The following is a 21345-nucleotide window of genomic DNA, read 5'->3' as shown; positions in this document are numbered from 1 at the left end:
TCCTGCAGGCCTGCCTTGCTGCGTTTTCAGGACGACGTGTCCGGCGACATGCTGGACACCTTGGCCACAGCCGCGGCCGTATCGCCTGCATTGGGCGGGGCGGCCGGGCTGCTGCCGGACATGCGTGTGACCAGCACCTGGTCGATACGGTAGCTGTCCACATCCATGACCTCGAAGCGGTAGCCGCCCCATTGCACGGTGTCCGTGCGCCTGGGAATGCGCCGAAGCATGACCATGAGAAAGCCCCCCAGGGTTTCGTAGTCCTCGGAATGCGGCAACTCGTCGAGCTCCAGGGCCTGCATCACATCCTCGACCGGCGTGACGCCATCGATCAGCCAGGAGTTCTCGTCGCGGCGCAGGATCTGCTCCTCGTCGCCGGGGCTGACGAGGCCGCCCATCACCGTGCTCATCACGTCATTGAGCGTGACCACGCCGACCACCAGGCTGTATTCGTTGACGATGACGGCAAAGTCCTCATGCACCTGGCGGAACTGCTCCAGCACCTCGGCCAGCGTCAGGCGGTCCGGCACGACCAGCACCTTGTGTACCAGCGAGTCGTCCATGAGCGACAGGGACTGGTTGTTCAGCGCGCGCTGGAACAGGTCCTTGGCATCGACATAGCCGACGATGTGGTCGATGTCGCCGTCGCAGACGGGGTAGGTGGAAAAAGGCTCCTCGGCAATGCGGACCCGGATCAGTTCATCGGGGTCGTCGCGGTGGAAGTAGGCGATGCGGTCGCGCTGCGTCATGGCCGAGCCGATGGTGCGCGAGTCCAGCTCGAACAGGTTGGCAATCACCTGCTGCTCCTTCGCGGCCAGTACGCCTGCGCGCGCGCCGGCTTCGGTCATGGCCAGGATGTCTTCGTGCGTGATGCGGTCATCGCGCACCGTGGGCAGGCCGAAGAGCTTGGCAACGGCGTCGGCCAGATGGTTGAAGCACCAGACCAGGGGCTTGAGCACCGCCATGCACCAGAGCATGGGGCGCAGCACGCGGATGGCCAGGGCCTCGGGCTCGGCCATGCTCAGGCGCTTGGGCAGCAGGTCGGCGAACAGGATAAACAGGGAGGTGACGCTGGCGAACGAGAGCAGGAAGCCCACGGTCTGCGCACGGCTTTCAGGCAGCCAGAGCATCAGCAGCTCGGCCAGATAGGGGGTCAATGCCCCTTCGCCCACCACGCCGCCCAGGATGGCGACGGCATTGAGCCCAATCTGCGTGACCGTGAAATATTCGCCCGGCTGGGCCTGCATCTTCATGACCAGTTCGGCGCGGGGTTCGCCGTCCTCCATCATCTGCCGCAGTCGCAGGCGCCGCGAGGCGGCCAGCGAGATCTCGGCCACGGAGAAGAAGGCACTGGTCAATATCAGCGCGACGATCAACAGCAGACTTTGGGACAGACTCATAGGCAGGGCGGAGAAGCGGGCGCAGGCGCGCTTTTCCGGATGTGAAAGATGTGACCATTCGACCACACATCGCATGCCCCTGGCCTTGAGGCATGCCCGGGAAATCCGCCCGCAGCTCGGCGCAGGCGAAAAAAAGCCACCCGAAGGTGGCTCGATGCTGCGCCGAAGGCGCGTGGTGCGATAAGGCTCAGGCCTTGGGTGCCAGCAGCTGCTGCAGCTCGCCCGACTCGTACATCTCCATCATGATGTCCGAGCCGCCGATGAACTCGCCCTGCACGTAGAGCTGGGGGATCGTGGGCCAGTTGCTGTAGTCCTTGATGCCCTGGCGGATTTCCTGGTCTTCCAGCACGTTGACGGTGGAGATGTCCTTGGTTTCCACGCCGCAGGCCTTGAGGATCTGGATGGCGCGGCCAGAGAAACCGCACATGGGAAAGCTGGCGCTGCCCTTCATGAACAGCAGGATGTTGTTGCTCTTGACCAGTTGGTCGATGCGTTGCTGGGTGTCGCTCATCTGTGTGGTGCTCCGGGGTCGTGGTGGGCGCCGCAGGCGCGGCGGCATGGATGGGATTATTTCACTCTCGGCGCGAACTTTGAAAGCATGCGGGATTGCTGCGCCCAGGCCAGAGCTCAGGTCAGAGCTCTGGCCTGCCCTTGCCATTGCCCGCCCGTGCAGCGGGCAATGCCGCCCAGGTCGTGGCGATGCTGCACGTCGCCAAAGCCGGCATGGCACAGCAGGGCGGCCACGGCATCGGCCTGGTCCCAGCCATGCTCCATCAGCAGCCAGCCGCCTCGGGCCAGCAGCGCGGGCGCCTGGGCGATGATGGCGCGGATATCGGCCAGGCCATCGGCACCGCTGGCCAGCGCCGACAGCGGCTCATGCGCCAAGGCCTGCAGGTGCGGATCGTCGTCGCGGATATAGGGTGGGTTGCTGACGATGAGGTCGAACGGTGCCTGCCCTGCCAGCGGCTGGAGCCAGCTGCCATGCGCGAACTGCACGCCCAGTTGCAGGCGCGTGGCATTGGCGCTGGCCACGGCCAGTGCGTCGGCGCTGGCATCCACGGCCCAGACCGTGGCGCTGGGGCGCTGGCTTTGCAGGGCCAGCGCTATGGCACCGCTGCCGGTGCCCAGGTCCACCACGCGGCAAGCGCGGGCTGCCTGGGTCTGGGCAGGCATGAGCTCCAGCGCCCAGTCCACCAGGGTCTCGGTATCGGGGCGTGGGTCGAGCACACGCGCGTCCACGGCCAGATCGAGCCCGTAGAACTCCTTGTGGCCGAGCAGGTAGGCAACGGGTTCCGCGCCAAGGCGGCGTGCGCACAGCGCGGCATAGGCCTCGGCCTGGGGGGCGGTCAGCATGTCCTCGTCATGGGTCAGCAGCCAGGCGCGGCCGCCAGACTGGCGCCCGAGCACGTGCAGCAGCAGCATTTGCGCGTCGATGCGCGCAAGCCCCAGGGCCTGGGCCTGCTGCAGCGCTTCTTTGACGATGGGGGATTGGCCATGGCCCGGGCCTCAGTTGTTGACCTGCAGCTCGGCCAGCAGTTCGGCCTCGCGTGCGGCCTGCAGCGCGTCGAGCACATCGCCCAGGTCGCCTTCCATCACGGCCAGCAGTTTGTAGATGGTGAGGTTGATGCGGTGGTCGGTGAGCCGGCCCTGCGGGAAGTTGTAGGTGCGGATGCGGTCGCTGCGGTCGCCGCTGCCGATCAGGCCCTTGCGCAGTGCGGCCTCCTTGGCTTCGCGCTCGCTGCGTTCCTTTTCCTGCAGGCGCGCCTGCAGCACCTGCAGGGCCTTGGCCTTGTTGCTGTGCTGGCTGCGGCCGTCCTGGCACTCGGCGACGATGCCCGTGGGCAGGTGGACCACACGCACGGCCGAGTCGGTCTTGTTGATGTGCTGGCCGCCGGCGCCGCTGGCGCGGAAGGTGTCGATGCGCAGGTCGGCCGGGTTGAGCGTGATGGCCTGGGTTTCGTCCGGCTCTGGCATGACGGCCACGGTGCAGGCGCTGGTGTGGATGCGGCCCTGGGTCTCGGTGGCCGGCACGCGCTGCACGCGGTGGCCGCCGGATTCGAAGCGCAGGCGACCGTAGACATCCGAGCCTTCCACGCGCAACACCACTTCCTTGTAGCCGCCCAGCTCGCTCTCGTTGGCGCTCATGATCTCGACCTTCCAGCCCACGGCGTCGCAGTGGCGCGTGTACATGCGGGCCAGGTCGCCTGCGAACAGGGCCGATTCGTCGCCGCCCGTGCCTGCGCGGATTTCGAGGTAGGCGTTGCGCGCGTCATCGGGGTCCTTGGGCAGCAGCAGGCGCTGCAGCTCGTCCTCCAGCTGGACCAGCTCGGCCTCGGCGCTGGCGATTTCCTCCTGCGCCATGTCGGCCATGTCGGGGTCGGAGAGCATGTCCCGCGCGGCGGCCAGATCGGCCTCGCGCTGGCGGTGGCGCGCATAGCGGCCTGCAATGGCGGTGACGTCCGCGTGCTCGCGCGAGATGGCGCGGTACTGCTTCATGTCGCCCATGATGTCTTCGCGCGAGAGCAGGAAGTTGAGTTCTTCAAGGCGCTGGGCGTAGCGCTCCAGTTGTTGGCGCAGAAAGTCTTGCATGGTGTGGGGCGTTGGTGCGAAGGGCTGCTCGGGCAGCACTGCAGCGGGAAACGTGGGGGCCTGGAAGGGCGGATGGGCCGTAAAAACCGGGAGGGGCGGGGAGGGTCCGCAAGTGCGGCCGGGGCGCCACAGGCCCGCTGGCGCGCGGCCCTGCGCAGGGGCGGCGAGCGCCGCTAGAGCGCCTTGTCGGGGGCCGTGCCGCGCGGGCCGCTTTGGGCCGAGCGCAGGAACAGGCGCGAGACCGTGTCCATGGTCTGGCTGCGCTGGTCGGCATCGCCCTTGTGCAGCTCGGCCAGGGTGCCGTGCAGCATTTTCTGCGTGAGGCCGCGCGACAGGGCCTCCAGCACGGTGTCGATGTCTTCGCCCTTGGCCAGCAGCTTCTTGGCGCGCGCAATCTCCAGCGCACGCCATTCATCGGTCTGGGTGTTGAGCTGGCGGATCAGCGGCACCACGCCGGCCTGCGGGCGGCGCTGGTCCAGCCAGTGCATGAAGCTTTGCACGCCGTGGTCGATGATGACTTCGGCCTGCTCGACCGCTGCCTGGCGCTGGGCCTGGCCCGTGCGCACCACGGTGGCCAGATCGTCCACGGTGTAGAGGTAGACGTCGCGCAGGTCCTTGACCTCGGATTCGATATCGCGCGGCACGGCCAGATCGACCATGAACATGGGGCGGTGCTTGCGCTTCTTGAGCGCGCTTTCCACGGCGCCCAGGCCGATGATGGGCAGGCTGGACGCCGTGCAGCTGATCACGGCATCGTATTCATGCAGATGGTCGGGCAGGTCGGCCAGCCGCATGGTGCCGGCGCCGAACTGGGCAGCCAGCTTCTCGCCGCGCTCCAGCGTGCGGTTGGCGATCATGATCTGCTTGGGGTGGCGGGCCGCGAAGTGGGTGGAGACCAGCTCGATCATCTCGCCCGCGCCCACGAACAGCACGCGGATCTGGGACAGGTCTTCGAACAGCTGGCCGGCCAGCCGCACGGCGGCAGCGGCCATGCTGATGCTGTGGGCGCCGATCTCGGTGGAGCTGCGCACTTCCTTGGCCACCGCGAAGCTGCGCTGGAACAACTGGTTCAGCGTGCTGCCCAGGGCGCCTGCGTTCTCTGCGGCGCGCACGGCATTCTTCATCTGGCCCAGGATCTGGGCCTCGCCCAGCACCATGGAATCGAGCCCGCTGGCCACGCGGAAGGCATGGCGCGCCACATGGCCGTCTTCCAGCAGATAGGAGTGCGAGCGCAGCAATTCGGACGAAATACCGCCGCTGTTGGCCAGCCAGTGCAGGGTATGGTCCATGGCCGGCATTTCGGCCGCACAGTAGATCTCGGTACGGTTGCAGGTGGAGAGAATGGCGGTCTCGACGGCGCTGTGCTGGCGGCCGGGGCCGGTCAGCGATTCGCGCAGGCCCTGCAGCGTGGGCACGATCTGGTCAAGCGCGAACGCGAAACGTCCCCGCATATCAAGCGGAGCCGTGTGGTGGTTGATGCCGAGTGCCCAGACTGCCATAACCCGGGATTATAAAATTTCGCGCAGTTTCAGGCATCCCTGATCACAACACCCTGGAATCGGAGCCCGCACATGGGATGGATTGCGAGTACGAATCATTGGCTGAACTTCCTGGCGCCTGCACTTTTCCTGTCGCCGGCCCTGATGTTGTGCGCGCTTTTGATCTATGGAAAATCGCAGCAATCCCTTGCCTGGTGGTTGCAGGTTGCTATCAATTTGGTTGTTGGTGCGCTGGTGTTGCTGGCCGGTTTGTGGTGGTTCGGGCGCGATGCAAAGATGGCCACCTACACCGCCCTGGTACTCGTGATGGCGCTTTGCCAGTGGGTGCTTTCGCGCGGCTGGCGCTGATGGCTGACAGCAAAGATTGATGCAGATCAACGGAAGAGGGCGTTTCTCCCGGCGATCAGGGGCCTGAGACTGCGGCTGGAGGCACGGCACCCGGCGCGGCCTGCTCCAGCAGCCATGCGCGGAACTGCACAAACGCTTCGGAAGGCGCACGCGCGGCCGGCCGGCACAGAAAGTAGCCGCGTTCGATGTGGACGGGTGCAGGCAAGGCAAGGGCCACGCGGCCGGCGGCCAGGTCTTCCTCCACCAGGCAGCGCTGCACCAGGGCCACGCCCATGCCGGCGGCCACGGCCTGGACCAGCAGGGCCACCAGTTCGAAGTCCGCCGCTGGCGCGGGGCAGGGCCCGGGCAGGCCGAGGTGGCTCATCCAGCGCGCCCAGTTGCCCGGATAGTTGGTGTGAAACAGCAAGGGGCGCGCAAGCACATCCGCTGCGCTGCGAATGGCTTGCGGGCCCTGCAATTCGCGCGGATGGCAGATGGGCACCAGATCGCGGCCCACCACATAGTCGGCTACCACATGGGCGGGCCAGGGCTCGCTGCCCACGCGCAGCCAGCCGTCGATCTCGGCGGCGGACAGCGGGTCATCGCGCCGGTAGGGGGCGAACGAAAGGACGATGCCCGGATGCAGGGCATTGAATCGCGGCAGGCGTGGAATCAGCCAGTGGCTGAACAGCGTGGGAACGACCGACAACCGCAGTTGCGGGCCGAAGTGGCGCCTGCGTGCGGCGGCCGAGGCCGATTCAATGGACTGGACGGCAGGCTCGACGGCCTGCAGATATTCACGGCCAGCCTCGGTCAGCACGCTGCGCCGGCCCTGGCGCTCGAAGAGGGCAAAGCCCAGGTGCTCTTCCAGCCGGGCGATGGCGCGGCTGATGCCGCCCTGGGTGACATACAGCTCCTGGGCTGCCAGCGAGTAGCTGCCCAGGCGCGCCGCCGCCGCAAAGGCGTGCAGCTCGGAAAGCGAGGGAGAGTGCATGCGCATGACGGACGCAATTATGACGGTTTGTCATAGTTGCTTGCCGTCTTGTCTCTTTTCGCGCGTGCGGCGGCTGTCCAGAATCGGCGCCTGTTCCGCGAAGCCCTGCCCTGCAGCAGGCCGCTCTTTCATCCATCACGAGAGGAAACACACCATGGCAATGCGCCGCACCCTGTTGTCCAGCCTGGCCGCCTGCGCCGCCACTGCTCTTTTGGCTCCCGTCGCCTGGGCCCAGGGCCCGGCTGCCGACTATCCCAGCCGGCCGATCCGCCTGGTCGTGCCGTTTGGCGCGGGCGGCTCCACCGATATGGTGGCGCGTCTGCTGGCCGAGAAGATGAGCGTGATCCTGGGCAAGTCCGTGGTGGTGGACAACCGGGGCGGGGCGGGCGGCTCCATTGGCGCCTCCGAAATTGCGCGTGCTGCGGCCGATGGCTACACCATCGGCATGGCCACGGTGAGCACGCATGGCTCCAACCCGGCCATCTTCCGCAAGCTGCCCTACGACCCGATCAAGGACTTCGCGCCCATCACCAATGTGATGTCCGTGCCCAGCGTGTTCGTGATCAACGCCAGCGTGCCCGCCAAGACCATGAAGGAGTTCATCGCCCTGGCCAAGGCCAACCCGGGCAAGTACAGCTTTGCCTCGCCGGGCACAGGCTCCCTGGGCCACGCCAACATCGAGAATTTCATGAACCTGGCCGGTATCGACCTGCTGCACATCCCCTACAAGGGCGCGGGCCAGGCCATCACCGACGCGCTGGGCGGCCAGGTCAATGCCATGACGGACAACCTGCCCTCCACGCTGCCCCACATCAAGGACGGCAAGCTGCGCCCGCTGGCCGTGCTGGCCTTCAAGCGCGTCGACGTGCTGCCCGACGTGCCCACCTACACCGAGCTGGGCTTCCCGCAGATGGGTGATGGCGGCTGGTTCGGCCTGGTCGCACCTGCCGGCACGCCGCGCCCCATCATCGACAAGCTCAATGCGGCTGCGCACAAGGCCATGGCCATGCCTGACTACCTGGAAAAGCAAAAATCCATCTCGGGCGAGTCCATGGGCAACACGCCCGAGGAATTTGCCAAGCAGATCAAGGCTGCCATCGAGCGCTACACGGCCGTGGCCAAGCGCGCCAACATCAAGCTCGACTGATGGACCGCATGGCACAGACCGATTTCCTGCGCCCCCGGCCGGACACCCCGGTCGTGGTGCATCCCGCCACCGGCGAGGTGCTGCCCATCGTCTGCGACTCGCCGCACAGCGGCACGTCCTATCCCGAGGATTTCGGCCATGCCGTGCCCATGTCCCTGCTGCGCCGTGGCGAGGACACGCATGTGGCCGCGCTCTGGGACCGGTGGCCCGCGCATGGCGCAACGCTGATCGAGGCCACCTTTCCGCGCACCTACATCGACCCCAACCGCAGCGAGGCCGACCTGGACCCCGCCCAGATCGACGGCCAGTGGCCCGTGCCCCTGGCGCCCAGCGTCAAGACCCGCCAGGGCCTGGGCCTGATCTGGCAGCGCATCAGCCGCGACGGCGTGGCCACGCCGCTGTATGAACGCCCGCGCACGGTGGCCGAGGTGGAGCACCGCATCGCGCGCTACTGGCGTCCCTACCATGCGGCGCTGGCGCAGGCCATTGATGACAGCGTGCAACGCTTTGGCGGCGTCTGGCACCTGAACCTGCACTCCATGCCCAACGATGTCTACAAGCGCCTGGGCCGCACCGATGCGCCGCCACTGGCCGACTTCGTGCTGGGCGACCGCGACGGCACGACCTGCGCGCCCGAGTTCATCCAGCTGGTGGGCGAGACGCTGGCGGGCTTTGGCTACAGCGTGGCCTACAACGAGCCCTACAAGGGCGTGGAGCTGATCGGCCGCATAGGCCAGCCGCACCTGGGCCGGCACAGCCTGCAGATCGAGATCCGCCGGCCGGTCTACATGGACGAGGACACGCGCGAGCCCAACGCGGGCTTCGAGCCGCTGCGCGGCCATCTGCGTGAGCTGATGGCCGTGGTCGCGGCGCATGTGCGCGCTGAAATGGCCGGGCGAGGCTAGGCCGGGCTGGCGGGGTCGCCGGGCAGGGGCGGCGTGCCCGGTGTGCCCGGCATGCCTGTCACCACCGGCGCCGCCACCGAGGTGGTGGCCGGTGGCGACAGGTACAGGCCCGCGCCCTTGAGCGAGGCAAGGATGCTGAACAGCACATCGCTGCGCACCCCGCCCGCATTGCGCGGGTTGCCCACGTAGCCGATGGCCAGGAAGGTCAGCGTGCCGTTGGCAATGCCTTCGAGCTGCACCACAGGCTCGGGCGTGTCCAGGATGCCTTCATGCGTGCGAAAGGCTTCCAATATCAGGGTGCGCATGCGTTCGGCATCGGTGTCCAGCGGTGCGGGCAGGCGCAGCAGCACGCGCCCGGGCGCGCCGGCCAGCGTCATGTTGCGCACGGTCTTGGTGATGAATTCCGAGTTGGGCACGATGACGGTGGAGCGGTCGCCCAGCTGGATCTCGGTGGCGCGCACGTTGACGCGGCGCACGTCGCCCTCGGTATCGCCCAGCACCACCCAGTCGCCCACTTTCACGGGCCGCTCGGCCAGCAGGATCAGGCCCGAGATGAAGTTCTGCACGATGGCCTGCAGGCCAAAGCCAATGCCCACCGACAGCGCGCTGGCCACCCAGGCAATGCGCTCCACGCTGATGCCCAGCCCCGCCAGCGCCACGGCCACCACGAAGATGCCGCCCACATAGCCCAGCAGCGTGGTGATGGAGCTGCGCATGCCCGGCTCCAGCGAGGTGTTGGGGAAGTAGCGGTCCGTCAGCCAGCGCTTGATCACGCGGATCACGATCAGGCCCGTGACGATCACGGCGAATGCGGTGAACAGGGCCTGCGGCGCCATGGTGAAGTCACCCACCTTGAGGCTGTGGTTCACCGTGCTGCCGCGGCGAAACACTTCGTCCGGCCCCGTGCCCAGCGGGGCCAGCAGGGCGATCACCATGTAGAACAACAGGGCCACGCGCAGCAGGCCCGAGACCAGGACCGAGGCCTGGTCCAGCAGCCGGCCCTCGATACCCAGGCTCTGGTTCAGCCGGGTGCCGAAGCTGCCCTTGGACGACAGCAGGGCCTCGCACAGATCGTCGCCCAGCTGGAACAGCAGGTAGGTGGTGGCAAAGACCACGCCGGTCCACACCATCTGGCGCGCCAGCGTTCCGGCCAGCGCCACGTAGCCGGTCACGGCCAGCGCAATGGTGGCAATGCTGGCCACCGCCGCGCAGGCCACGAGCAGGCCCACCCACAAGGGCCGGGGCGGCGCAGGCTCTGCCTGGGCGCCGTCTTCCTGCGCCACTGGCGCCGGCGCGCGCAGATGCCGCAGGGCCAGCATGACCACGGCCGAAATCAGCAGGGCCGACAGGGCGTGCACCGTGACCTCGGCGGCCAGGCTGGCGCCGATGATGGCGTTGACTTCGGTCACCAGGCCGTTGAGCGCGGCTCCGGCGGCAATCCACCAGGGATAGGGGCTGAGCCGCTCGGCCAGCTCGTCCGACACGCCGGGCAGGCGCCAGGAACTGCGCCTGCGCGACAGCAGGGTCTGGCCCAGCGACACCACGAAGGCGCCGAACAGCGTGACCTGCACACTGGCCTTGGCCAGCGCGTCCAGCGATTCGCTGAAGCCATCGCCGGCCTTGAGCACGCTCCAGGCCAGTTGCGCTGCCAGGCCGATCAGCAGCGTGTTGATCAGCACGGTGGCCGCCGCGCGCAACGAGCGGCGCAGGCGGCCGCTGGGCAGGCGCGCGGGCGCGGCGCGCACCAGCAGACGCTCGGCCAGCCAGGGGCCGAGCAGGGCGATCAGCAAGGCGGCGGCCAGGCTGGCGATGAAGCCGCCCCGGCGATCGGACGCCAAGGTGGAGGCGACGGCCTGTCGCAGCTCGCGCCCCAGGCCCTGCAGGCGCGCCGCGTCCAAAGGCGCGGCAGCGCGCAGGTTGCGCCAGAAGGGCCGGCCCAGCGGCGAGTCGGTGCGGGCCGTCAGTGCGGCCTGGAATTGTTCGCGGCGCTGGCGTATCAGCTCGTTGCCGCGCTGGTCGGCATCGACCGACACCAGCCGCGCGAGTTTGAGTTCGGAATCCACGGCACTGCGCTGCCTGGCCAGGCTGGCGCGCTGCTCGGCCACATCGGGCGCATCGGCAGGGGCGCCTTTTTCGGGCGCGGGGCCCAGGCCGGCCAGGCGCGAATCGATGTCGGCCAGTTCCTCTGTGCGGCGGGCTGCGACCTGGTCGGCCGCCGTGCCTATGGCCGCAGCCTCGTCCAGCAGCTTGCGGCCGTCATCGTCCTCGGCCAGCTTGCGGGGAATGGCGTCCAGCTGCTTGCGCAGATCGTCCACGCTGGGCAGGGCGGGCCTGCCGTCGGGCGCCGCCGTGGCCGCCGCTGCCGTGCGGTCCTGCGCATGGGCCGGAGCGGGCGCAGTGAGGACCAGCATGGCCAGGACCATCAGGCCAGTGGCCAGGCATTGGCGCAAGGCCTGCGCCCACGTAGGGCGCAGCGGGAGAGGGCACGGGCGGGGCGGTGTCATGGACGCACATTGTGCGGCGGGCCGCCGCGACGGTTGTTTCCAAAGGTCCGGCCCCGCCAGCCGGCAGCCGTCTCAGCGCGATGCGGGACTGAACATATCGACACGGTCGGTGATGACGCCGTCCGTGCCCAGGTCGATCAGGCGCTGCGCGGCCCACTCATCGTTGACCGTATAGCTGCTGCAGCGCAGGCCCGCGCCATGCACCTTGGCGACCAGAGCGGCATCCCACAGCGCATGGTTGAGCACCATAGCCGCGCAGCCCAGGTCCAGCGCGGTGCGCAGGTCGGCGTCGCCCGTGGCATCGGCCAGCTTGTCCACCAGCAGGCCCCGCGGAATGTGCGGTGCCGTGTCGCGTGCGCCCTTGAGCGCATCGGTCTTGAACGAAGTGAACAGCGGCTGGATGCGGTCCCTGGGCCAGATGCGGTTCATCAGCTCGCCCGTGGCGCGGCCCGTGGCCTCTTCCTGGCCGGGCGTGGGCTTGATCTCCACGTTCAGGAAGAAGTGGTTGGCCAGGCACCAGCGCGCCAGGGCTTCCAGCGTGGGCAGGGCCTCGCCCGCAAAGGCGCGCGAGTGCCAGCTGCCGGCGTCCAACTGGGCGATCTCGCCCATGGACAGGTCGCCACCCGTGCCGTGGCCGTTGGTGGTGCGCTCCAGCGTGGCGTCGTGCATCAGGAACAGCACGCCGTCGGCAGACAGCTTGGCATCGCACTCGAACATGCGATAGCCATGCGCGGCGCCCAGGCGGAAGGCGGCCATGGTGTTCTCGGGCGCCAGCTTGCCTGCGCCGCGGTGGGCCACCCACAGGGGGTAGGGCCAGGATTTCAGGTTCTCGGTCATAGCGAGTCCGTCAAAAGAAGGGAGCTTGGATGGAAAAAGAGAGCCTCTGGGGCTCTCTTGGAAAAGGTCGGAGAGCCGGCCTTCAGGGGATCAGATCCGCTTTCCGGATTCTGCGTCGAACCAGTGCAGGCGACGCTCTTCGGAAGGACGCACGCGCATGGTCTCGCCGGACTTGGGGAAGGGCGCGCCTTCGTCGATGCGCACCGTCATCGTCTCGCCATTGAGCGAACCATAGACCAGGCGCTCGGCACCCAGCATTTCAACGGTGTCCACCTTGATTTCCCAGCCGCCTTCGCTGACGACGACCAGGTGCTCGGGGCGGATGCCCAGGATGCGGCCGGCCGTGCCGCCGGGCGCGTTCTTGAGCAGGTTCATCGGGGGCGAGCCGATGAAGCTGGCCACGAAGGTGGAGGCGGGCGTGTGGTAGACCTCTTCGGGCGTGCCGAACTGCTCCATCACGCCGCCGTTCATGACGATCATGCGCTGGGCCAGGGTCATGGCCTCGACCTGGTCGTGGGTCACGAACAGGCTGGTGATGCCCAGCTCGGCGTGCAGCTTCTGGATCTCGATGCGGGTCTGGCCGCGCAGCTTGGCGTCCAGGTTGGACAGCGGCTCGTCGAACAGAAAGACCTTGGGTTGGCGCACGATGGCGCGGCCCATGGCCACGCGCTGGCGCTGGCCGCCCGACAGCTGGCGCGGCTTGCGGTCCAGCAGGTGGGACAGCTCCAGGATCTTGGCGGCCTTGTCCACGCGGCGCTTGATCTCCTCGGGCGGCACCTTGGCGATCTTCAGGCCGTAGGCCATGTTCTCGTAGTTCGACATATGCGGGTACAGCGCATAGTTCTGGAACACCATGGCGATGTCGCGCTTGGCTGGTTCCACGTCGTTGACCACCTTGTCGCCGATCAGCAGCTGGCCGTCGGAGATCTCCTCCAGGCCCGCCACCATGCGCAGCAGGGTGGACTTGCCGCAGCCCGAAGGGCCGACGATGACGACGAACTCGCCGTCCTTGATTTCGGCGTTGACGCCGTGCAGTACCTGGTTGGCCGACGGGCCCTGGCCGTAGCGCTTGATCAGGTTGCGAAAGGAAATGGATGCCATACGAAGATTCTGGTTGAGTCGCAGAGCGAAGGGCGCTGGCGCTTGCTCTGCGGGGTTCTATACGGTGGGTTGGGGCGGTGGCGGGCGGTTTACTTTTCGGTGTCCACCAGGCCCTTGACGAACCAGCGCTGCATCAGGATCACCACGGCGGCGGGCGGCAGCATGGCCAGCAGGGCCGTCGCCATCACCACGTTCCAGTCGTTGCCGGTATCGCCGCTGGCCACCATGCGCTTGATGCCGATGACCACGGGGTACATGTCTTCCGAGGTGGTCACGAGCAGCGGCCACAGGTACTGGTTCCAGCCGTAGATGAACTGGATCACGAACAGCGCCGCGATCGAGGTCTTGGACAGCGGCACCAGCACATCCTTGAAGAAGCGCATGGGGCCTGCGCCGTCGATGCGGGCGGCCTCCACCAGCTCGTCCGGCACCGTCAGGAAGAACTGGCGGAACAGGAAGGTGGCCGTGGCCGAGGCGATCAGCGGAATCGTCAGGCCGGCGTAGCTGTTGAGCATGCCCAGCGTGGAGACGACTTCGTAGGTGGGGCCGATGCGCACTTCCACCGGCAGCATCAGGGTCACGAAGATCAGCCAGAAGCAGATCTTCTTGAACGGGAAGCGGAAGTACACCAGCGCGAAGGCCGACAGCAGCGAGATCGCGATCTTGCCCACGGTGATCACCATGGCCGAGACGAAGCTGATCCACATCATGCGTGCCACGGGCGCGCTGGAGCCGGGGCCCGAGCCGCCGAACAGCGCGGCCTTGTAGGTTTCCCAGAAGTTGCTGCCGGGCACCAGGGGCATGGGCACCTGGATGATGTCCTGCGGCGTGTGCGTGGAGGCCACGAAGGCCAGGTACAGCGGAAAGCCGACGATGATCACGCCCAGCACCATGATCAGGTGCGAGAAAAAGGAGAGAAGGGGACTGCGTTCAACCATGATCAGTACTGCACTTTCTTCTCGACATAGCGGAACTGGATCACGGTCAGTGCAACCACGATCACCATCAGCACGACGGATTGGGCAGCCGAGCCGCTCATGTCCATGGCCTTGAAGCCGTCGTGATAGACCTTGTAGACCAGGATGGAGGTGTCCTGTCCCGGACCGCCCTGGGTCGTGGCGTCCACGATGCCGAAGGTGTCGAAGAAGGCATAGACCACGTTCATCACCAGCAGGAAGAACGTGGTGGGCGACAGCAGCGGGAACTGGATGTCCCAGAAGCGGCGCATGGGGCCCGCGCCGTCGATGGCGGCGGCCTCGATCAGCGACTTGGGGATGGACTGCAGGCCCGCAAGGAAGAACAGGAAGTTGTAGGAAATCTGCTTCCAGATCGCGGCGATGACGATCAGCGTCATGGCGTTGCCGGAGTTCAGCAGGTGGTTCCAGTCATAGCCGATCATGCGCAGCGCATAGGCCACGACGCCGATGGACGGCGAGAACATGAACACCCACAGCACACCCGCCACGGCGGGCGCAACGGCATAGGGCAGCAGCAAAGCTGTCTTGTAGGCAAGCGCGCCCTTGATCACGCGGTCCGCAAAAATGGCCAGCATCAGCGACAGCGCAATGCCGAACACCGCCACCAGCACGGAAAAGATGGCCGTGGTCTTGAACGAGGCCAGGTAGGCAGGGTCATCCAGCAGGTGCTGGAAGTTGGCAAACCCCACCCATTCGGTGGAGAAGCCAAACGTATCCTGCGCCTGGAACGACTGCACGATGGCCTGGCCTGCAGGCCAGAAAAAGAAGACCAGCACGATGACCATCTGTGGTGCTATCAGCAACCACGGCAGCCAGGCGGATCGAAAAAGAACGCGTTTTTCCATGACGGAACTCGGTAGAACAAAACAGCCCGCAAACCGGATGGCCGTGGGGCCGCCGGTTGCGGGCCTGTGATGCACGGTGCGGGCTGCCTGCGCAGCGGCCACACCGCAGATCACATGGGAGGATTACTTGTTGGCCCGGGCGAAGCGGCCCAGTTGCTCGTTGCCACGGGTGACAGCGGTGTCCAGGGCTTGCTGGGGAGTCTTCTTGCCAGTCCAGATCTGTTCGGTTTCCTCATCGATGATGGTGCGGATCTGAACGAAGTTGCCCAGGCGGATGCCGCGCGACTTGTCGGTGGTCTTGCGGATCATCTGCGTCACGGCGGTGTCGGTGCCGGGATGCTTTTCGTAGAAGCCCGAAGCCTCGGTCAGCTTGTACGCAGCGGTGGTCACGGGCAGGTAGCCGGTGCGCTGGTGGCTGGCGGACTGGATCTTGGTGTTGTTCAGGAAGTTGAAGAAGTCAGCCACGCCCTTGTAGCGTTCGGCGCTCTTGCCGGCCATCACCCACAGGGAGGCACCGCCGATGGCCGTGTTCTGGGGCGCGCCCTTCACATCGGCGTAGTAGGGCAGTTGCGACTGGCCGAAGGCGAACTTGCCTTCCTTGACCACGCGGGCATACAGGCCGGAGGAGCCGGTGATCATCGCGCACTCGCCGGAAGCGAAGGCTGCGTCAGGCACGTTGCCGCGGCCCTTGTAGACGAAGCTGCCATCCTTGGCGGCCTTGGCCAGGTTCTCGAAGTGCTTGACGTGCAGCGGCGAGTTGAACACCAGCTTGGCATCGGTGCCGTCAAAGCCGTTGTTCTTGGTCGCGTACAGGGTGTTGTGCCACAGCGAGAAGCTTTCCAGCTGGGTCCAGCTCATCCAGCTCGTGGTCAGTGCGCAGCGGTGGCCCGAGGCCTTGAGCTTTTCGGCGGCGGCGAACACTTCGGGCCAGGTCTTGGGCGGCTTGTTCTCGTCCAGGCCTGCCTTCTTGAAGGCGTCCTTGTTGTAGTAGAAGATGGTGGTCGAGCTGTTGAGCGGATAGCTCATCATCTGGCCGTTGGGGGCGGTGTAGTAGCCGGCCACGGCGGAGATGTACTCGCCCTGGTCGAACTTGAAGCCGCCGTCGTTCATGATCTTGGTGACGGGCACCACGGCGCCCTTGGAGGCCATCATGGTGGCCGTGCCCACTTCGAAGACCTGCAGGATGTCAGGCGCGTTGCCGGCGCGGAACGCGGCGATGGCGGCCGTCATCGACTCGTCATACTGGCCCTTGTACGTCGGCACGATCTTGTACTGGGTCTGGCTGGCGTTGTACTCCTTGGCCAGGTCGTTCACCCAGTCGCCCAGGGCTGCGCTCATCGAGTGCCACCACTGGATTTCGGTTTGGGCTTGTGCCGAGATGGTGGTGGCCGCGATCGCGGCTGCCATGGCCAGTTGCTTCAGTTGCATGAGGACTCCTCTAGTTCGGTGACGGTTTCAGACCGCTGCCACGGTAAGGCAGGGGCATGACATGTCTGTGTCATTGTTTTCGGATGCTTCGTACCGCACTACAGGCCAAACCCGGTGAGCCGCTGGTCCCGTATGTCAGTCGTGTGACAAAAAATGACACGCGAAGCGGCGCTATTTTAGGTCAATACCATTTCGTTTCAAAAGCCGGGTTGTTCGTATTGGCTCGTTTGTGCTCTTTCTGTATAAGGCACCTTCATCGGGCTCCGCAAGATCCCGCCACGTTGGCGAGGGCAGGCTTCGCGGGCCGAGACGGCGCGCCGTCCAGAGCCCCGTGGGAAGCGCATCCTCGGGGCGCTCGCTTAAAATTGCGCTCCCACTTGGCTTAGCGGCGCCCCGAGAGCGCCAGACACGGTCTACCCCATGAATGTACCGATTGCGTTGGCAGCCCTGCAGGCACAGGCTGCCGAACCTGCGCGTCTGCGAGAGATTCCCTACAACTACACCTCGTTTTCCGATCGCGAGATCGTGATCCGCCTGCTGGGCACGTCCATGTGGGATGTGCTCAACCAGCTGCGCCAGGAGCGGCGCACGGGCCGCTCCGCCCGCATGCTCTACGAGGTGCTGGGGGACATCTGGGTCGTTCAGCGCAATCCCTACCTTCAGGACGACCTGCTGCACAGTCCCGACCGCCGCAAGTCGCTGGTGGAGGCCCTGGAGCACCGCCTGGGCGAGATCGACAAGCGCCGTGCTCCGCAGCAGGACCCCGTGCGCGATGCGCTGGTGGGCCAGCTGGTGGATGCAGCGCGCCGCGCCGTGCATGAGTTCAACGCCACCTTCGTCGAGGCCGAGCAACTGCGCCGCCGGGTGCAAAAGAGCCTGGGCCGCCACACGGCCAAGGACAACATCAAGTTCGACGGTCTGTCGCGCGTGGCCCATGTGACGGATGCCACCGACTGGCGCGTCGAATACCCCTTCGTCGTGCTCACCCCCGATACCGAAGCCGAGATGGCCGCCCTGGTGCGCGCCTGTATCGAGCTGCGCCTGACCATCATTCCGCGCGGCGGCGGCACGGGCTACACGGGCGGTGCGATCCCCCTGACCTGGCGCAGCGTGGTGATCAACACCGAAAAGCTCGAAGCCATGACCGAGGTGGAGATGCGCCGCATTCCCGGCGTGGACCACGAGGTGCCCACCATCTTCACCGAAGCCGGCGTGGTCACGCAGCGCGTGGCCGATGCGGCCGAGCGCGCGGGCTTCGTCTTCGCCGTGGACCCCACATCGGCCGAGGCCTCGTGCATCGGCGGCAACGTCGCCATGAATGCGGGCGGCAAGAAGGCCGTGCTCTGGGGCACGGCGCTGGACAACCTGGTGTCCTGGCGCATGGTCACGCCCGATGCGCAGTGGCTGGAAGTCACGCGCGTGGGCCACAACCTCGGCAAGATCCATGACGCCGAGATGGCCAGTTTCGAGCTGCAGTACTTCGAGGCAGACGGCAAGACCCTCATCCGCAGCGAGCGCCTGGATATTCCCGGCCAGAAATTCCGCAAGGAAGGCCTGGGCAAGGACGTGACTGACAAGTTCCTGTCGGGCCTGCCGGGCATCCAGAAGGAAGGCTGCGACGGCCTGATCACCAGCGCGCGCTGGGTGGTGCACCGCATGCCCGAGCACACGCGCACGGTCTGCATGGAGTTCTTCGGCAACGCCAAGGACGCCGTGCCCAGCATTGTCGAGATCAAGGACTTCATGTTCGCCGAGCAAAAGCGCTCGGGCGTGCTGCTGGCCGGCCTGGAACACCTGGACGACCGCTACCTGAAGGCCGTGGGCTACGCCACCAAGAGCAAGAAGGGCAACGGCCATCTGCCCAAGATGGTGCTGCTGGGCGACATTGCCGGCGACAACGCCGACGATGTGGCCCGCGTGGCCGCCGAGGTGGTGCGCATTGCCAACTCGCGCAACGGCGAAGGCTTCACGGCCGTCAGCGCCGAGGCGCGCAAGAAATTCTGGCTGGACCGCAAGCGCACGGCCGCCATCTCGCGTCACACCAACGCCTTCAAGATCAATGAAGACGTGGTGATCCCGCTGCCCCGCATGTGGGAGTACACGGACGGCATCGAGCGCATCAACATCGAACTGTCGCTGCGCAACAAGCTCAAGCTGTGCGATGCGCTGACGGACTTCTTCCAGCACGGCGACCTGCCGCTGGGCAAGCAGGACGATGCGGGCGACATCCCCTCGGCCGAGCTGCTGGAGGACCGCGTGCAGCAGGCCCTGGCTCTGGTGGCCGACGTGCGCACGCTGTGGCAGGGCTGGCTGGACGATGTCGAGAACCTTTTCCCGCAGCTGCAGGACCATACGCTGCGCGCCAGCTGGAAGACTCAGCTGAAGGCGCCCATGGCCCAGATCTTCGCGGGCGCGGCCTTCCAGCCTCTGCTGGCCGAAGTCAACGCCATCCACCAGCGCGTGCTCAAGGGCCGTGTCTGGGTGGCGCTGCACATGCACGCTGGCGACGGCAACGTGCACACCAACATTCCGGTCAACAGCGACGACTACGAGATGCTGCAGACCGCCCATGAGGCCGTGGCACGCATCATGGTGCTTGCGCGCCATCTGGACGGCGTGATCTCGGGCGAGCACGGCATCGGCATCACCAAGCTGGAATTCCTCAGCGACGACGAGCTGGCGCCCTTTGCCGCCTACAAGCAGCGCGTGGACCCCGAAGGCCGCTTCAACAAGGGCAAGCTGATCCGCAACGAGAAGCTGCAGGCCCTGGTGGGGCAGAGCCATGACGGCCGCTCGCCGCGCGAATCGCTGATGTTCGCCGACCTGACCAACGCCTACACGCCCAGCTTCGGCCTGATGGGGCACGAGTCCCTGATCATGCAGCAGAGCGACATCGGCGCCATCGCCGACTCGGTCAAGGACTGCCTGCGCTGCGGCAAGTGCAAGCCCGTGTGCGCCACCCACGTGCCGCGCGCCAACCTGCTGTACAGCCCGCGCAACAAGATCCTGGCGACCTCGCTGCTGGTCGAGGCCTTCCTCTACGAGGAGCAGACGCGCCGCGGCGTGTCGCTGCGCCACTGGCAGGAGTTCGAGGACGTGTCGGACCACTGCACGGTCTGCCACAAGTGCTTCAACCCCTGCCCGGTGAAGATCGACTTCGGCGACGTGACCATGAACATGCGCAACCTGCTGCGCAAGATGGACAAGAAGAGCTTCCGGCCCGGCAACAAGCTGGCCATGGCCATGCTCAACGCCACCAATCCGGACACCATCAAGTTCATGCGCTCGGCCATGGTCGGCGTGGGCTTCAAGGCCCAGCGCCTGGCCTCCGACGTGCTGCACAGCCTGGCCAAGAAGCAGACCCAGCGTCCGCCGGCCTCGGTGGGGCGTGCTCCCCTCAAGGAGCAGGTGATCCACTTCGTCAACAAGAAGCTGCCCGGCGGCCTGCCCAACAAGACGGCGCGCGCCCTGCTGGACATCGAGGACAAGGACTACGTGCCCATCATCCGCAGCCCGCAGACCACGAGCGCGGACACCGAGGCGGTGTTCTACTTCCCCGGCTGCGGCTCCGAGCGCCTGTTCAGCCAGGTGGGCCTGGCCACCCAGGCCATGCTCTGGCATGCCGGCGTGCAGACCGTGCTGCCACCCGGCTACCTGTGCTGCGGCTATCCCCAGCGCGGCAGCGGCCAGTTCGACAAGGCCGAGAAGATGATCACGGACAACCGCGTGCTCTTCCACCGCGTCGCCACCACGCTCAATTACCTGGACATCAAGACCGTGGTGGTCAGCTGCGGCACCTGCTACGACCAATTGCAGGGCTACGAGTTCGGCAAGATCTTCCCGGGCAGCCGCATCATCGACATCCACGAGTACCTGCTGGAAAAGGGCGTGACGCTGCAGGGCAAGGAGGGCTACCTCTACCACGACCCCTGCCACTCGCCCATGAAGCTGCAGGACCCGATGAAGACCGTCAAGGCGCTGGTGGGTGAGGGCGTGGTCAAGAGTGAGCGCTGCTGCGGCGAATCGGGCACGCTGGGCGTCACGCGCCCCGACATCTCCACGCAGATCCGCTTCCGCAAGGAAGAGGAACTCAAGAAGGGCGAGGCCGCGCTGCGCGCCAGCGGCGCCCTGGCCGAGAAGGACAACGTGAAGATCCTCACCAGCTGCCCCAGCTGCCTGCAGGGCCTGTCGCGCTACGGTGGCGACATGAACAACGGCCTGCTGGAAGCCGACTACATCGTGGTCGAGATGGCGCGCCAGATCCTGGGCGAGAACTGGATGGCTGAATATGTTCAGCGCGCCAACGCCGGCGGCATCGAACGGGTTCTGGTCTGATGGCTGCTCCCGCTTCCTGCCCCCTGTGCGCCACAGACGGCGGCGTGCCCATCTGGCGCGGCCCGCGCCTGCGAGTGATCCGCGCGCAGGAGGAGGGCTTTCCGGCCTTCTACCGCGTGGTCTGGAATGCGCATGCGGCCGAGTTCTCCGACCTGGACGCCGCCGACCGCCAGCACTGCATGGATGCCGTGGTCGTGGTCGAGCGCGTCTTGCGTGAGCGCCTTGCGCCGGCCAAGATCAACCTGGCGGCGCTGGGCAACATGGTGCCGCACCTGCACTGGCATGTGATTGCGCGCTTTGACTGGGACAGCCATTTCCCGGGCGCGGTCTGGGCCCCGGCCCAGCGCCCGCGCAATGGCGAGCGCGAGGCCGAGGTGGCAGCGCGCTTGCCAGCCATAGACACGGCGCTGGTCCAGGCACTCGATGCCTGGCAGCAGCACCCCGCCACTGAATGAGG

General features: G+C 66.5%; 17 protein-coding genes. 5 read left to right on the top strand and 12 right to left on the bottom strand.

Features of this window, described 5'->3' with window-relative positions:
- Window positions 1–26 precede the first annotated feature (26 nt).
- From CLV01_RS25985 to hemA, 5 genes are all read right to left on the bottom strand, one after another.
- On the bottom strand, window positions 27–1400 hold the full coding sequence (locus CLV01_RS25985) for a hemolysin family protein (RefSeq protein ID WP_099732892.1): 1374 nt from the start codon (window positions 1398–1400) through the stop codon (window positions 27–29).
- A 187-nt stretch (window positions 1401–1587) separates the two neighbouring features.
- Window positions 1588–1911 carry a Grx4 family monothiol glutaredoxin gene (gene grxD, locus CLV01_RS25980; protein WP_012207276.1) on the bottom strand — a complete coding sequence of 108 codons (324 nt, stop codon included), beginning with the start codon at window positions 1909–1911 and terminating at the stop codon, window positions 1588–1590.
- 116 nt (window positions 1912–2027) lie between these two features.
- Window positions 2028–2882, bottom strand: coding sequence for a peptide chain release factor N(5)-glutamine methyltransferase (gene prmC / locus CLV01_RS25975; protein WP_099735333.1), 855 nt, complete (start codon window positions 2880–2882; stop codon window positions 2028–2030).
- 24 nt (window positions 2883–2906) lie between these two features.
- Window positions 2907–3989: a peptide chain release factor 1 gene (prfA, locus tag CLV01_RS25970; RefSeq protein ID WP_099735051.1), complete on the bottom strand. Its 1083-nt coding sequence runs from the start codon at window positions 3987–3989 to the stop codon at window positions 2907–2909.
- A gap of 173 nt (window positions 3990–4162) precedes the next feature.
- Window positions 4163–5488 (bottom strand): glutamyl-tRNA reductase, encoded by a 1326-nt coding sequence (gene hemA / locus CLV01_RS25965; protein ID WP_012207273.1) that lies wholly within the window; start codon window positions 5486–5488, stop codon window positions 4163–4165.
- A gap of 72 nt (window positions 5489–5560) precedes the next feature.
- Between hemA and CLV01_RS25960 the strand changes: the two genes are divergently transcribed.
- Window positions 5561–5836 (top strand): hypothetical protein, encoded by a 276-nt coding sequence (locus CLV01_RS25960; protein ID WP_013800828.1) that lies wholly within the window; start codon window positions 5561–5563, stop codon window positions 5834–5836.
- 55 nt (window positions 5837–5891) lie between these two features.
- On the opposite strand, the gene CLV01_RS25955 is transcribed toward CLV01_RS25960, so the two are convergent.
- Window positions 5892–6815: a LysR substrate-binding domain-containing protein gene (locus tag CLV01_RS25955; RefSeq protein ID WP_099732894.1), complete on the bottom strand. Its 924-nt coding sequence runs from the start codon at window positions 6813–6815 to the stop codon at window positions 5892–5894.
- A 148-nt stretch (window positions 6816–6963) separates the two neighbouring features.
- Here CLV01_RS25955 and CLV01_RS25950 point away from each other — a divergent pair, with 148 nt between their 5' ends.
- Together CLV01_RS25950 and CLV01_RS25945 are read left to right on the top strand one after the other, a co-directional pair.
- Window positions 6964–7956: a tripartite tricarboxylate transporter substrate binding protein BugE gene (locus CLV01_RS25950; protein WP_099732895.1), complete on the top strand. Its 993-nt coding sequence runs from the start codon at window positions 6964–6966 to the stop codon at window positions 7954–7956.
- Entirely contained in the window at window positions 7956–8861 is a 906-nt protein-coding gene (locus tag CLV01_RS25945; RefSeq protein WP_099732896.1) for an N-formylglutamate amidohydrolase, read from the top strand. Before CLV01_RS25950 ends, CLV01_RS25945 begins: the two co-directional genes overlap by 1 nt.
- Here the strand turns inward: CLV01_RS25945 and CLV01_RS25940 are convergent.
- The 6 genes from CLV01_RS25940 to ugpB all read right to left on the bottom strand — a co-directional run bounded on the left by CLV01_RS25940 (window position 8858) and on the right by ugpB (window position 16553).
- Window positions 8858–11284: a DUF3772 domain-containing protein gene (locus CLV01_RS25940; RefSeq protein ID WP_099732897.1), complete on the bottom strand. Its 2427-nt coding sequence runs from the start codon at window positions 11282–11284 to the stop codon at window positions 8858–8860. The genes CLV01_RS25945 and CLV01_RS25940 overlap by 4 nt on opposite strands.
- Before the next feature lie 153 nt (window positions 11285–11437).
- Window positions 11438–12202: a glycerophosphodiester phosphodiesterase gene (gene ugpQ, locus CLV01_RS25935; protein ID WP_012207267.1), complete on the bottom strand. Its 765-nt coding sequence runs from the start codon at window positions 12200–12202 to the stop codon at window positions 11438–11440.
- A gap of 90 nt (window positions 12203–12292) precedes the next feature.
- Entirely contained in the window at window positions 12293–13303 is a 1011-nt protein-coding gene (gene ugpC, locus CLV01_RS25930; protein ID WP_034396898.1) for a sn-glycerol-3-phosphate ABC transporter ATP-binding protein UgpC, read from the bottom strand.
- Window positions 13304–13392: 89 nt separating this feature from the next.
- Entirely contained in the window at window positions 13393–14241 is an 849-nt protein-coding gene (gene ugpE, locus CLV01_RS25925; protein ID WP_012207265.1) for a sn-glycerol-3-phosphate ABC transporter permease UgpE, read from the bottom strand.
- A gap of 2 nt (window positions 14242–14243) precedes the next feature.
- Complete coding sequence (gene ugpA / locus CLV01_RS25920) at window positions 14244–15125, bottom strand: sn-glycerol-3-phosphate ABC transporter permease UgpA (RefSeq protein ID WP_012207264.1); 882 nt, start codon at window positions 15123–15125, stop codon at window positions 14244–14246.
- 123 nt (window positions 15126–15248) lie between these two features.
- Window positions 15249–16553 carry a sn-glycerol-3-phosphate ABC transporter substrate-binding protein UgpB gene (gene ugpB, locus CLV01_RS25915; protein ID WP_013800834.1) on the bottom strand — a complete coding sequence of 435 codons (1305 nt, stop codon included), beginning with the start codon at window positions 16551–16553 and terminating at the stop codon, window positions 15249–15251.
- A gap of 420 nt (window positions 16554–16973) precedes the next feature.
- Between ugpB and CLV01_RS25910 the strand changes: the two genes are divergently transcribed.
- Window positions 16974–20888, top strand: a complete 3915-nt coding sequence (locus CLV01_RS25910; RefSeq protein WP_099732898.1) for a DUF3683 domain-containing protein — start codon at window positions 16974–16976, stop codon at window positions 20886–20888.
- A complete protein-coding gene (locus CLV01_RS25905) occupies window positions 20888–21343 on the top strand; it encodes an HIT family protein (protein WP_099732899.1) in 456 nt (151 codons plus the stop codon). Before CLV01_RS25910 ends, CLV01_RS25905 begins: the two co-directional genes overlap by 1 nt.
- Window positions 21344–21345 lie beyond the last annotated feature (2 nt).

Source organism: Delftia sp. 60, from assembly GCF_002754395.1.
GTDB classification, from domain to species: Bacteria; Pseudomonadota; Gammaproteobacteria; order Burkholderiales; family Burkholderiaceae_C; genus Comamonas; species Comamonas acidovorans.
This window is presented reverse-complemented; position numbering and strand designations above follow the sequence as displayed.